This is a genomic window from Flavobacterium psychraerolatum, from assembly GCF_025960985.1.
GTDB lineage: Bacteria > Bacteroidota > Bacteroidia > Flavobacteriales > Flavobacteriaceae > Flavobacterium.
The window spans coordinates 15,025-29,469 of sequence record NZ_JAOQMX010000051.1 but is presented as its reverse complement, the minus strand read 5'-3'; the positions used below and the strand labels follow the sequence as shown (position 1 = coordinate 29,469).

General features: G+C 33.0%; 11 protein-coding genes. 8 read left to right on the top strand and 3 right to left on the bottom strand.

Translation table 11 applies throughout. The annotated features are described in order from the left end of the window. The first annotated feature begins 328 nt into the window (after positions 1 to 328). Positions 329 to 1,237 carry a pseudouridine synthase gene (locus M2326_RS15370; RefSeq protein WP_264620430.1) on the top strand — a complete coding sequence of 303 codons (909 nt, stop codon included), beginning with the start codon at positions 329 to 331 and terminating at the stop codon, positions 1,235 to 1,237. A 104-nt stretch (positions 1,238 to 1,341) separates the two neighbouring features. Here the strand turns inward: M2326_RS15370 and M2326_RS15365 are convergent, their stop codons facing one another. Further along, a complete protein-coding gene (locus tag M2326_RS15365; protein WP_264620429.1) occupies positions 1,342 to 2,592 on the bottom strand; it encodes an ABC transporter permease in 1,251 nt (416 codons plus the stop codon). 198 nt (positions 2,593 to 2,790) lie between these two features. On the opposite strand from M2326_RS15365, the gene purH reads away from it, so the two are divergent. The 6 genes from purH to rodA all read left to right on the top strand — a co-directional run bounded on the left by purH (position 2,791) and on the right by rodA (position 9,996). Beyond that, on the top strand, positions 2,791 to 4,317 hold the full coding sequence (purH, locus tag M2326_RS15360; RefSeq protein ID WP_264620428.1) for a bifunctional phosphoribosylaminoimidazolecarboxamide formyltransferase/IMP cyclohydrolase: 1,527 nt from the start codon (positions 2,791 to 2,793) through the stop codon (positions 4,315 to 4,317). Between the two features lie 53 nt (positions 4,318 to 4,370). Next, complete coding sequence (locus M2326_RS15355; protein WP_264620427.1) at positions 4,371 to 5,399, top strand: rod shape-determining protein; 1,029 nt, start codon at positions 4,371 to 4,373, stop codon at positions 5,397 to 5,399. A gap of 96 nt (positions 5,400 to 5,495) precedes the next feature. Next, positions 5,496 to 6,323 (top strand): rod shape-determining protein MreC, encoded by an 828-nt coding sequence (gene mreC, locus M2326_RS15350; protein ID WP_264620426.1) that lies wholly within the window; start codon positions 5,496 to 5,498, stop codon positions 6,321 to 6,323. Continuing rightward, the gene (locus tag M2326_RS15345) at positions 6,316 to 6,822 is read left to right on the top strand and encodes a rod shape-determining protein MreD (RefSeq protein ID WP_264620425.1); all 507 of its coding nucleotides are present in this window, start codon (positions 6,316 to 6,318) and stop codon (positions 6,820 to 6,822) included. Before mreC ends, M2326_RS15345 begins: the two co-directional genes overlap by 8 nt. Beyond that, positions 6,819 to 8,744 (top strand): penicillin-binding protein 2, encoded by a 1,926-nt coding sequence (gene mrdA / locus M2326_RS15340; protein ID WP_264620424.1) that lies wholly within the window; start codon positions 6,819 to 6,821, stop codon positions 8,742 to 8,744. Before M2326_RS15345 ends, mrdA begins: the two co-directional genes overlap by 4 nt. 16 nt (positions 8,745 to 8,760) lie before the next feature. Continuing rightward, complete coding sequence (rodA, locus tag M2326_RS15335; protein WP_264620423.1) at positions 8,761 to 9,996, top strand: rod shape-determining protein RodA; 1,236 nt, start codon at positions 8,761 to 8,763, stop codon at positions 9,994 to 9,996. 14 nt (positions 9,997 to 10,010) lie between these two features. On the opposite strand, the gene M2326_RS15330 is transcribed toward rodA, so the two are convergent. Together M2326_RS15330 and M2326_RS15325 are read right to left on the bottom strand one after the other, a co-directional pair. After that, positions 10,011 to 10,886 carry a DNA/RNA non-specific endonuclease gene (locus M2326_RS15330; RefSeq protein ID WP_264620422.1) on the bottom strand — a complete coding sequence of 292 codons (876 nt, stop codon included), beginning with the start codon at positions 10,884 to 10,886 and terminating at the stop codon, positions 10,011 to 10,013. A gap of 11 nt (positions 10,887 to 10,897) precedes the next feature. After that, complete coding sequence (locus M2326_RS15325; protein WP_264620421.1) at positions 10,898 to 13,147, bottom strand: carboxy terminal-processing peptidase; 2,250 nt, start codon at positions 13,145 to 13,147, stop codon at positions 10,898 to 10,900. Positions 13,148 to 13,325: 178 nt separating this feature from the next. Between M2326_RS15325 and surE the strand changes: the two genes are divergently transcribed. Then, entirely contained in the window at positions 13,326 to 14,105 is a 780-nt protein-coding gene (gene surE, locus M2326_RS15320; RefSeq protein ID WP_264620420.1) for a 5'/3'-nucleotidase SurE, read from the top strand. Positions 14,106 to 14,445 lie beyond the last annotated feature (340 nt).

Genomic DNA, 14,445 nt, shown 5'->3' with positions numbered 1-14,445 from the left:
GTAATAATGATAACTTCATAATTGAAGACTAGCAACATGCAGACTTTAAGTCTGACAACCAAATCTATGGACTTTAAGTCCATAGTGGTTTAGTTAAGGTAGCTATGGTATGGGTTTTAATGAGGAAAGTTTAAAATTGCGAAGCTTTGAGAGTAGGAATAGCAACTTGAAATGGGGATTTAGTTTATGAATTCATATTTTGAAGGCTAATAAAGTAATGTTGAGTAGTTTATGTTTTTGTTCTTTTCGAAAATGAGCTTTTTTTAAAATTTCAAATTGGTCAAAGTCAAATATATAAATACTATCTTTGCAAAAATTATCAAGAATTATGAATGACAAGCAAGGCAATAATAGTCGTGGAGGTTCTAAGCCAGGAGGTTCTAGAACTAATTCGAATAAGCCAAAACCCGCTATGCAAAAAAGGGCGCAAGGACCTAAAAAAGCTAAAGTAAATACCAAGGTAGCCGTGGTGGATCCCAATAAAATAGAGAAAAAACCTAATCAAGCACCAAAAAGACCTAAGGTTAAAGATGAAATTCGTTTAAATAAATATATCTCAAATTCGGGAGCATGTTCGCGTCGGGATGCAGATATTTACATCCAATCTGGGAATGTAAAAGTAAATGGAGTTCCAGTTATCGAAATGGGATACATGGTGAAGCCAGGAGATACCGTTAATTTTGACGGGATGACATTGACACCAGAGAAAAAAGTGTATATCTTGCTGAATAAGCCTAAAAACTTTACAACAGCACTTGATGAAGGGCAAGAATTTCGTAACGTATTAGAATTGGTAAAAGGCTCTACTACTGCAAAAATTGCATCTGTGGGGCGTATGGACAAGAATACAACTGGACTGTTGTTGTTTACCAACGATACAGATATGATTCGTAAATTTAGTTTACCTAGTCAAAAATCATCCAAGATCTATCAGGTTTCATTAGATAAAAATTTGAAATTTGAGGATTTAGAAAAAATCAATAAAGGGTTAACTCTGGATGGACATCGTGTTTTTGTTGAGGATATCAGTTATATTGAAGGTGAAGCGAAGAGCGAAATTGGGTTAAAACTACGTTCATCTAATATTAAAGTGGTTCGTGCTATTTTTGAAAACTTTAAATATGATGTTTTACGTGTTGACCGTGTTTCATTTGCGGGTTTGACCAAGAAAAATTTACCAAGAGGAAACTGGAGGTTATTAACAGATCAAGAAATTATCAATTTGAAAAACGTATAGTTTTTAGATTGAAATATATTTTTAGAATCCCTTTTGTAAGTGCAAAAGGGATTTTTTTTGTAGTACATCGAGTGAGTTAGTTTTGTGATTGAGGTAATGGTGGTTTACATTCCTGTTCGAATAGCTTCTACTGGGTCTAAACGAGAAGCTGAGATGGCAGGGATAATACCTGCAATTAAACCAATTATACCTGCGAGAAATGTTCCTAAGAATACATTTTGATAGCTTAAAACAAATTCAAAATCAGCGAGTTTGGTAGCTATTACGGACATTATAAATACAAAAAACAAACCAATTAATCCACCAATTACGGAAAGTATTATAGATTCAAATAAAAATTGGAATAGGATAAAACGATTTTTTGCGCCTAAAGATTTCTGAATACCAATCAAATTAGTTCTTTCTTTTACGGATACGAACATAATATTAGCGATACCAAAACCACCAACTAGTAGCGAGAATCCACTGATGATCCAGCCCATAATATTCATTTGGCTAATAATTCCATCGATCAAATTGGTAAAGCCAGAAAAGACATTAATAAAAAAATTATCAAATTGACCATCTTTCATACCTCTAAAGTTTCTTAATTTTTCAGTGAGTTCAGCTTTGTAGGCATCCATATCGACATCTTTTGAGGGTTTAAGGATGATTGCGGGTGTCATTGACTCGTTGTTATCTCCATACATTCTTCGAATGAAGTTTACAGGTAAATAAACAGAAGTATCATTGCTATCTCCAAATAGTCCTTCGCCTTTTTTTTGTAATACGCCAATAACGGTAAACCGCTGACCATATAAGCGAATATTTTTCCCGATAGGGTCTTGGCTGTCAAACAATGAGTTGGCAATTTCATATCCTAAAACAATTACTGCTTTGCCTGAATTTGATTCAGATTCGTTATAAAACCGACCTTTTTCAAACTCGAGTCCTTGTATATTTATAAATTCAGAGGATACTGCTACTACATTTACGTCAGTAACCGATTTTTCTTCTTGTTTTATTAATTCTTTTTTTAGGAACATTTGGTATGCAACTTCTTGAGTGTTGTTCATTGCACTTTTTAAATACGTATATTCATCGTATTTCACATCAGGAAACTGTTCTCTTTTCCACTTAGGGATTTTAGAAGGTCCAAAAGAAAAGCGCATCAAGTAGATAGTGTTTTTATCTAAATTACTTAAATCACTAGAGATTTTTCGATCCAAAGAATCCACGGCAGCCAAAACAGCAATGATGGAAAAAATCCCAATAGTTACCCCTAATAAGGATAATAAAGTTCTTAACTTATTATTGGTCAGTGCATGAAGTGCAAAAACAAAGCTTTCTTTTAGTAATCGAAAATATAAACGCATTAGGTTCTGGATTTTGAATCAAGTAAAATTCCAACTTTTATCTTCAATAAGCAAATAATTTCAAACAACTCCTTCGTTTTGAAAGTCTTTTTTGTCAATATTAAGCCAATTAACGTCAATTTTTGAATTATCTCTTTTTGAAATAGCCTTGTTTTCAGTTTAAAAAACTATTTTTGCACTTTCAAATTATAACACAAGATGAGCACAACTAAAACAATACAATCAGCACTAATTTCAGTTTTTTCTAAAGAAGGTCTTGAGCCTATCGTCAGACAACTATTCAGTCAAAACGTAACCATTTACTCTACAGGAGGAACAGAAGACTTTATAAAAAATCTTGGAATTCCTGTTGTACCTGTGGAAGATGTGACTTCTTATCCATCAATTTTAGGGGGAAGAGTAAAAACGTTACATCCTAAGGTTTTTGGAGGTATTTTGAATCGTCAAGATCACGAAGGAGATATTCAACAAATGAAAGAATATAATATTCCTCAAATAGATGTGGTTATTGTTGACTTATACCCATTCGAAAAAACAGTAGCTTCTGGGGCTAGTGAATCTGATATTATTGAGAAGATTGATATTGGTGGAATTTCATTAATTCGTGCTGCTGCAAAAAACTTTAAGGATACTGCTATTGTTGCTTCTGTTGATGACTATAGTTTGTTTTTGGATATGATTACAAATCAAAATGGAGCTACAACTCTTGAAGATAGAAAACTATTAGCTACAAAAGCATTTCATGTTTCTTCTCACTATGATGGTGCTATTTTTAACTATTTCAATACTGATGAAACTTTTTATAAAGCTAGTATTGCAAATGGTCAAGTACTGCGTTATGGAGAAAATCCACACCAAAAAGGATTCTTTTTTGGAGATTTTGAGGCTATGTTTACAAAGTTACACGGTAAGGAATTGTCTTATAATAATTTATTAGACGTAGATGCGGCCGTAAATTTGATTAATGAATTTAAAGCGGACGGTCCTACATTTGCAATATTGAAACACAACAATGCTTGTGGATTAGCTTCAAGAGATACTATTGAAGAAGCTTATAATGCAGCTTTGGCTTGTGATCCAACTTCTGCCTTTGGTGGTGTTTTAATTGCTAATAGCACAATTGATGTGGCTACTGCTATGGAAATCAATAAATTATTTTGTGAAGTAGTGATTGCTCCTTTATATGATTATGAAGCATTAGCAATATTGCAAGAAAAGAAAAATAGAATTATCCTGATTCAAAATGAAGTTGAACTTCCAACTCGTCAAGTAAGAACTTGTTTGAATGGATTATTAATACAAGACAGAAATAGTATAACGGACAATAAAGAGGACTTAAAGACCGTTACTACTACAAGTCCTTCAGAACAAGAAGTTGAAGATTTAATTTTTGCTTCTAAAATCTGTAAAAACACCAAATCAAATACGATTGTTTTTGCTAAAAACGGAACATTAATATCATCTGGAACAGGTCAGACTTCAAGAGTAGATGCCTTACTTCAAGCAATTGAAAAAGCAAAACATTTTGGATTCGATTTAACTGGAGCTTCAATGGCAAGTGATGCTTTTTTTCCTTTTCCTGACTGTGTAGCGCTAGCAAAAGAAGCTGGAATTACAGCTGTAATTCAGCCAGGAGGTTCTATAAAAGACGGATTAAGTATTGACTATTGCAACGAAAATAATTTGGCAATGGTATTTACAGGAACACGTCATTTCAAACATTAATTTGTTTAACTTTGTTCGCGATTAAATTTATAACTTTTAACCCAAAATAATTTATGGGATTTTTTGATTTCATGACCGAGGATATTGCGATAGATCTTGGTACCGCTAATACCTTAATTATCCATAATGACAAAGTCGTTATTGATAGCCCTTCTATAGTTGCTCGTGATAGAATTTCTGGCAAAATAATAGCTGTAGGTAAAGAAGCTAACTTAATGCAAGGTAAAACGCATGAAAATATCAAAACAATTAGGCCGCTTAAGGATGGTGTAATTGCGGATTTTGATGCTTCAGAAAAAATGATTAGCATGTTCATTAGAAGTATTCCTGCTTTGAAGAAAAGAATGTTTACTCCTGCATTACGTATGGTAGTTTGTATTCCTTCAGGAATTACTGAAGTAGAGATGAGAGCTGTAAAAGAATCATGTGAGAGAGTTAACGGAAAAGAAGTTTACCTTATACATGAACCAATGGCCGCTGCTATTGGAATCGGTATCGATATTATGCAGCCAAAAGGAAATATGATTGTTGATATTGGAGGTGGAACTACCGAAATTGCGGTAATCGCTTTGGGAGGTATTGTATGTGATAAATCAGTGAAAATAGCAGGTGATGTCTTTACAAATGACATTGTTTACTACATGCGTACTCAACATAATTTATTTGTGGGAGAAAGTACAGCAGAAAAAATAAAAATACAAATTGGTGCAGCGATCGAAGACTTAGAAACTCCTCCAGAGGATATGTCGGTTCAAGGTAGAGATTTGCTTACAGGGAAACCAAAACAAGTAGAAGTGTCTTATAGAGAGATTGCAAAAGCATTAGATAAATCTATTCAAAGAATTGAGGATGCCGTAATGGAAACATTATCTCAAACTCCACCAGAATTAGCGGCAGATATCTATAATACAGGTATCTATTTAGCAGGTGGGGGATCTATGTTGAGAGGTTTGGACAAAAGAATCTCTCAAAAAACTGATTTACCTGTTTATATTGCCGAAGATCCATTAAGAGCAGTAGTTCGTGGAACTGGAATGGCTTTGAAAAACCTAAGTAGATTTAAAAGTATCTTAATAAAATAAGATTTTCTTATCTGTATCTGATTTTTTATAATTTATATCAACTTGTACTTAATCAGGTACTTAAGTATATTTTGAAACACATAATTAAATAGTAAAATGCAGCAAATTTTTAATTTTATATTCAAAAACAGTAATCGACTACTGTTTTTGCTGTTATTATGCGTTTCGTTATTGCTTACTATACAATCGCATTCTTTTCATAAAAGTAGAATCATTAGTTCTGCCAATTTTGTTAGTGGTGGCGTATATGAAAAAATTAATAATGTAAGTGAATATTTAAATTTACAAACTCAAAATGAGGCTTTGGCTCTTGAGAATGCAAGATTAAAGAGTATTTTGTTTAAGACTAAGGATACGATTGAAATCAAGAAAATTAAAGATCTTGAAGGTGTAGCTCCTGATGATATTCTGGTTTCCAAAGTAATTCATAACTCCTATAATGCTCCGGAGAACTTTTTGACTTTGAATTCAGGGTCATTAAAAGGGGTTCAGTCAGATATGGGGGTAATCAATAATTTAGGAATAGTTGGTATTGTTGATAAAACATCTCCTAATTATGCTACAGTAGTCAGTCTTTTGAATAAGAAGTCACAAATTAATGCTAAGATTAAAAAGTCCAACCATTTTGGTTCGCTAATTTGGAACGGGAAAAGTACTGGTTTTGTGCAGCTTATTGATGTGCCAAGATTAGCTTCTGTTAGAAAAGGAGATACTGTTGTGACTGGTGGTCAATCTGTAATATTTCCAGAGAATATTAATATTGGTACCATAGATAAAATTTATATTGACAATAAGACTAATTATTATACTTTGAATATTAAACTGTTTAACGATATGACAAATTTAGGTCATGTATATATCATTAAAAGTAAGGATAGAGAAGAATTAAATAATTTAGAAAACCAAAATAAAAAAAATGAATAGCTCTTTGTTAGTTAATACTTTACGGTTTATACTGTTGTTAGCCGTTCAAATTGTGATATTCAATAATATGACTTTTTTGGGCTTTATCATGCCTCTACCGTATATTTTATTCATAATACTTTATCCTGTTAACGGAAATAAATCTGGATTGCTTTTTGCTAGTTTTTTATTGGGTTTAACTATGGATTTTTTTTCAAATTCGGGTGGGATTCATGCAACAGCTTGTATTGTTCTTGCGTACATGAGACCCTATATTTTTAAATTTTCCTTTGGTGTTAGTTATGAGTATCAAACTATTAAAATAAATGATTCACTCACCCCGGAAAGATTTTCTTTCATATTAATTGCAGTATTAATTCATCATTTTACGATGTTTATCTTGGAAGCTTTTCAAGTTAATTTTATCTTAGATATTTTATTGCGAACTTTGTTGAGCTCAGTATTCACCATATTGAGTTGTATTATCATAATTTATCTTATTAAGCCTGTCAAAAGATGAGAAAACTATTGCTGCCTACCGTAATTATCATAGCAGCATCATTGCTACTTATTCGGATATTTTATTTACAAGTAATTAACGATACTTTTAAATTAAAATCGGAAAACAACGCAATAAAAACACAATATGATTATCCAGAAAGAGGTTATATTTTTGACAGAAATGGTAAATTACTTGTCGCCAACCAGGCTTCTTATGACATCATGGTTATTCCTAGGGAATTAAAAAATATTGATACTCTAGAGTTTTGTCAGTTATTGAAAATTACAAAAGACGATTTTATCAAAAGAATTGCAAAAGCAAAGGTGTACAGCCCTAGGCTACCTTCTGTCTTTTTACCACAATTAAATAAAAGCGAATTTGCTGCCTTTCAAGAGAAAATTAGAAAATTTGAAGGTTTCTATTTCCAAAAACGTTCCCTAAGAGCTTATGAAGTTGATTATGGTGCAAATATTTTTGGTTTCATTACTCAAGTAAATGAAAGATTAATAGAAAAAAATCCATATTACAATAGCGGTGATTTAATAGGTCAACAAGGTGTTGAACAGAGCTACGAGGAAGTTTTGCGAGGAATAAAGGGTGTGAAATACATTCAGAAGGATAAATATAACCGAGAAATAGGATCTTATAAAGAAGGTAAATATGATACAATTGCTGTTCAAGGTGAAGATATCAATTTAACGATCGATGCCGAAATTCAACGTTATGGAGAGCAATTAATGATTAATAAACGTGGAGGTATTGTTGCTATAGAGCCTCAAACAGGCGAAATATTAGCGTTGATTACTGCACCTTCTTATGATCCGTCCATTTTGGTTGGTCGTCAAAGGTCTAAGAATTATACTTTGTTATATTATGACTCTATTGCGAAGCCACTTTATGATAGGGGTTTACTTGCTGAATATCCTCCTGGATCTCCTTTTAAAATCTTAACTGGATTGGTTGCGCTACAAGAAGGAGTTATTGACGAGCATACCACATTTGTTTGTCATCATGGTTTTAGTTATGCACGTGGCCGTTTTATGGCTTGTCATGGATCAGGTCCACATCAATTAAATAATGGTATTTATAACTCTTGTAATACTTATTTTGCATCTGCCTACATGAAAACGATAAACAAATACGTAAAACCATCTTACGCTGTTGATGTTTGGAGTAATCACGTAAAAAGTTTTGGTCTAGGAGATTTCATGGGCTATGATTTGCCTACAGGTAAAAGGGGAAATGTTCCAGACTCCAAAACATACAAAAAAATATATCCAAATGGTGGATGGAGAAGTACCACAATTGTATCTAACGCTATTGGGCAGGGAGAAGTTTTAATGACTCCTATTCAACTTGCCAATATGATAGCAACTGTAGCAAATGAAGGGTATTATTATACACCTCACATTATAAAAAAGATAAAAGGAGAATCTATTGATAAGAAGTTTACAACTAAGCACGTTACGACAATTGATAAGAAATACTTCAAACCTATGATTCAAGGACTATATGACGTATATAATTATGGAACGGCTAGTTCGCTTCGTGTAGAGGGAATTCCTATTTGTGGTAAAACAGGAACTGCAGAAAATTTTGCGAAAATAGGAGGTAAGAGAGTACAATTAAAAGACCACTCTATTTTTGTTGCTTTTGCACCAAAAGACAATCCGAAAATTGCTATTGCTATCATGGTGGAAAATGGAGGATTTGGAGCGACAATAGCAGGTCCAATAGCCAGTTTAATGATTGAAAAATATTTGAGAAAAAAAATCACACGAGTTGATTTGGAAAAACGAGTTCTTGGAATAAGTTTACGTGATCAATATGCTAAATTAGGTGGTATGAATGAAGCAAGTGCAATAGAATCTACACCTAAGGATTCTACAGTAAAAAAAGAAATAATTAAAATAAAAGTCGATTCGACTAAAGAAAACTAACTAGAGATTTGTTACAATGAAAAATCAAAGTATAAAGAAAAATCTCGATTGGACCTGTGTAATCATCTATAGTGCCTTGGTACTTATGGGTTGGTTAAACATATATTCTTCATCATTATCTTCACCAGACAATACTTTTCAAAAACAATTGATCTTTATTATTCTGACAATTCCATTGATTTTTATAATTCTAGCAATTGATGGGAAGATGTATGAAAAATATGCCAGTGTTATTTTTGTTGTTTCCTTATTATCACTTGCTGGTCTATTTGTTGCAGGTAAGACAATTGCTGGTCAACGTTGTTGGTATGGTATTGGTAGCTTTACCATTCAGCCATCAGAATTTGCAAAAGCAGCAACTTCATTGGCACTCGCAAAATATTTAAGCGATTCACAAATCAATTTAAAGGATGTTAATAGACAAATACAAGTTTTGGCTATTGTGTTTCTACCAGTATTCCTTATTTTACCACAGCCAGACCCAGGTAGTGCTTTAATTTATAGTATCTTTTTTGTAGTATTGTATAGAGAAGGATTGCCTGCTTGGTATGTATTAACAGGTGCTGTAGCAATATTACTGTTTATAATGACACTTGTTATTGAACCACAATACGTGATTTTAATTTCTCTAATTGTGTTAGTGTTAGTTTACTTTAAATCTCGTCTTGGAGATCGTAATATATTGTTAAGTAGTATCTTATTTGTCTTGATTTCTGGATTTGTTCTATCAGTAAGTTATGTTTTTGACAATGTTTTTAAGCAGCATCATCGTGATCGTTTCAATATCTTACTAGGAAAAACTGTCGATTTAAAAGGAATAGGATATAATACCAATCAATCTGAAATCGCTATTGGTTCTGGTGGTTGGTTTGGAAAAGGATTTCTTGAAGGAACGCAAACTAAAGGTGGATTCGTACCTGAGCAACATACCGATTATATTTTTACCACAGTGGGTGAAGAATGGGGATTTATAGGGTCGCTAGCTGTTATAGGGCTCTTTGTTGGATTGCTTTTGAGGGTGATATACTTAGCTGAAAGACAAAAAACAAAATTTAGTAGAGTTTATGGTTATTGTGTAGCTGGGATACTTTTTATACACTTTTTTGTCAATATTGCCATGGTAGTGGGTATATTTCCAACTATTGGTGTTCCATTACCGTTCTTCTCTTATGGAGGATCTGGACTTTGGGGGTTTACTATTTTACTATTTATTTTCCTGAAAATGGATGCTAATAAAGTGAATGAATGGTAAAAAATTATGACTTTTTAATTCAAAAGCCATAACCTAGTATCTGTGTTTTTCTCTAATGCATTTTCTACTTTGTCATCTAATTTTGGAAAGAAATCGATTCCTGTCATTTTTTCTATGGTATCAACAGAAACTACAAATTCATATAACGGTTTGTTGCTTTTTTCATTTGGAATAAGGAAAGCAATCATCTTTTGTTTTCCTTTTTCATTTTCAAAAATTATTTTGTAAAAGAAATTTGGGACTACTACTTTTTGAGTTCCAATTGTTTTGGATGTGTTTTTCAAAACACCTCCCGTAATTACTATTATACCATTTTCTTTTTCGGCCCAATAGCGTACTTTTTGTTCCAATCTATTCCAAATTCCGCCATTAAAATCATGCTTTTGGGGTGATATATTCGAGGTGTAAAAAGTATCGTTGTAAGCAGCTCTACTAAACTCCATATCGGCTGCAGGACAAAGGTGTCCCTTATCGTATCCAGAATTTTTGTAATTACGCCAATCTGCAGATCGTGTGATTACTTTCGGATCTTCAATAAAGTATGGCCTTTTGAAATCATTATTTTTTATGTATTCTTTTTTCAATTCATAGGCAACCCATTCAGCTTGCTCTACTTTTTCGTTATATGATAATACAAAAAACTCATGGTTTACAATTTGATTGGTCGTCGAACTGGGTAAAAAGTAAGTCCATTCTTCTTGGATGTTGACGGTATTCTCTTTTGTATCTGTGCTCTCACCTATGGGTTTGTTAGGGTTGAAATTACCAATTGGGCTAGTTTTATTATCTGATTTACAAGAAGAGAGTAGGGTCAAACTCAAAACGCTCCAAAAGATCATAGAGATCTTTTGGAGCGTTGGAGCGAATGACGTTGAATTGGTTATTCTCATTCGGAAATAATTTATGATTTTGCTAATTTATCTTTTTTAGTGTTTGCAGCTTGTTTGGCTACTGTTTTTGCTTGTAGATCATCTAATACATTTAATGCTTCTTCTACATAAATATCTTTCGATAATGCTTCATGCCATCTTGTTCTTTTTTCTTTCAATACCCCATCTTTGTCTGTTTCCTCAATTTCATAAGGCAAGGAAGTAAATATTAAGCTACTTTTATACTTTGAAATTGGTTTGTATTTCTTAGCTTTTTCCTCTATAGCATTTTGTGCTATTTTGAATTTTTCCATGTTTAAACTATAATTGTTATCTTCACTACGGCTGTCAATCCATTTAGCATTATCGTCAATTAGTTTGAAATATTCATTAGCAGCAATACGCTCTTTACTATTTGCAATTGCTTTAGCGAAATTGGTGTTTTTATTCCAAACTGTATATTCTGCTGCATCAATTTTATCCCATGGCATTGCGTTTTCAACATCACGTTCTCCCATTTTTAAATACGAATATCTATCTGGCATCACTACGTCGCTACTTACTCCTTCTAGTTGAGTAGAACCCCCATTAATTCTATAGAATTTTTGAGTAGTGGTTTTTAAAGCACCCAAATCACCAACGGCACTATTACGTACAAACTGGTTTAAGTCAATAACGTTTTGAACTGTTCCTTTACCATAGGTTTGTTTACTACCTATAATAATACCTCTTTTATAATCCTGAATAGCAGCTGCCAAAATTTCTGAAGCCGAAGCGGAGAAACTGTTAACCATAATAACTAACGGACCATCCCATTCAATTTTTTTATCTCTATCGAAAAGTACTTCTTTCTTACGGCCTGCTGATTTAATTTGCACTATTGGACCTTCATTGATAAATAGACCTGCGATATCTACCACAGTCGATAATGATCCACCTCCATCATCACGGACGTCAAGTACAATTCCGTCAACGTTTGCTTTTTTCAGACGTTCTACTTCAAGAGCAATGTCTTTACCCGCATCTCTACCATTCTTATCTTCAAAATCAATATAGAATTTAGGTAAATATATCACACCATAATTCAAACCATTTTTATTTACGATACTAGATTTAACGTAAGTTTCTTCAATTTCAACAATATCTCTAATGATTGAAATAATTGTAATCGTTCCGTCTACTTTTTTAACCGTCAATCGGACTTCTGTACCTTTTGGTCCTTTAATCTTTTTAACAACATCATCTAGGCGCATTCCTACTACATCTACAGCTTGTGCGTCTCCTTGTGCTACCTTCATCACGATGTCTCCTGCTTCGAGTTTCTTACCTCTCCAAGCTGGTCCTCCAGAAATTAATTCTGAAATTTCTGTAAAATCATTTTTCTTTTGGAGACGAGCTCCAATCCCTTCTAGCTTTCCACTCATGCTTACATCAAAACGCTCTTTTTCTTCTGGAGCAAAGTAATTTGTATGTGGGTCAAAGCCAGCTGTAATAGAATTAATAAATACTGAGAACCAATCGTTTTTATTTAAATCGCCCATGAAACCAAAATATTCATCTAAAGATTTTTTAGCATTCTCACGAGTTTCAATTTCTAATTCAGCATAAGTCTTTGGTTTGTCATCCACTTTTGCTTCCTTCTTTGGAACTGTAATAGGTGCTTTATCTGATAACTCATCAGTGTCTCCAGTTTTTGCCTCTTCGGTAATTCCTTTGGCTTTTTTTTCTTGAATTTCTAGACGATCTGTTAAAGATGAAAGAGCTGAAAGCTTAATTTGCTTGCGCCATTTTTCAACCAACTCATCATTGTTTTTTGCGTAAGGAGCTTTCTCGTAGTCTGTATTAAAACTTTCGTCTATAGTATAGTCAAAAGGCTTTGTCAAGATAGCTTGATAGATTTTTTTACTTTGTTCCATTCTCTCCATCAATCGATCATAGGTCAAATTGAAAAATGTTAGGTCTTTATCTAAGATTTCATTATCTATTTCTGTTTCGTATTTCGAAAATTCATCAATATCAGATTGAAGAAAAAAGCGCTTGGATGGATCCAAAGCTTGGATGTAATCTTTGTAGACTCCTTTAGAAAAAGTGTCATCAATTGGTGCTGGACTATAATGCCCTTTTTCAATAACAAATGTTAATAATTCTAAAAGAAGTTTGTCCTTATCAGGATCAGATTCTTTTTTTGATTTACTGTTGAAGGCAAATAATGCTACTGAAGCAACAATAATTGTAAGTAATATTTTATAATGTCTTTTCATAAATTTAATTATAGCATTCATTCAAATTTTTAAACTAAGTTAAATTAAAAACTATGCCATGACCCGTAAAGGTTGCATAATTTTTTGTTAAAGATATAAAAAATGTTTTTTTTGTTTAGGGTTTAAAAACATACTTGTGAAATAATTTTGTTTCCTTTGTAATAATATACTTTTAACTCTATTATACAGCATATAAATCATGGACGAGCAAAGACCTTTAATATTGATTACAAATGATGACGGTGTAACTGCACCTGGAATACGTGCTTTGATTGAAGTCATGGCCGAAATTGGACAAGTTGTCGTCGTTGCACCTGATAAGCCTCAAAGTGCTATGGGGCATGCGATTACGATTAATAATACTTTGTATATAGATAAAATTTCAAAAGAAGGAGATGCTATTCTTCAGTATAGTTGCTCCGGTACACCTGTAGATTGTGTTAAAATTGCTGTAAATGAAATACTGAAACGCAAACCTGACTTGTGTGTGTCAGGTATAAATCATGGTTCCAATTCGTCAATCAATGTCATTTACTCTGGCACAATGAGTGCAGCTGTAGAAGCTGGAATCGAAGGTATTCCAGCGATTGGTTTTTCACTTTTGGATTATAATTGGAATGCGAATTTTGAAGAAGCAAAACCTTTTATAAAAAAAATAACACTCGAGGTGCTAGACAAAAAACTACCTAAAGATGTGGTACTGAATGTAAATCTACCTAAGTTACAAACAGCAGAAATTAAAGGAATAAAAATTTGCCGTCAAGCGAAAGCTATGTGGAAGGAACGTTTTGATAAAAGAACTTCTCCTTTTGGTAAAGAATATTATTGGCTCACAGGTGATTTTGTGAACGAAGATAAAGGAGAAGATACAGACGAATGGGCTCTAGCGAATGGCTACATTTCTATTGTACCTGTACAATTTGACTTAACGGCTCACCATACCACACAACAGCTTAACACTTGGAATTGGAATGAATAAATTTAAATTTTTTCTTGTGTCATGATGGGATTGTCGACTACATTTACTGGCTGTTTCCTTTTCATAAGACTAGTAAAAGATTGCGGGTTTGTAAGTGAGCAATAGCATTAAAAAATGCTTGGTATTTGATTAGAATCATTACTTTGCTCTTTGCTAAATTGAATTGCGTTTACTCTTTTATTTAAATTTAAAAAAGATACTATGGCCATAAGGAGTTATTGGAGCAGTATCATTAATGACGCTTTTTGACTTTATTAGTATAAAATACAATCGAACTGTTGATTCTCAACATTGCAATCCGTAATTTTGGGTTTGGTAAATTTTAACCGGTTCATATTCC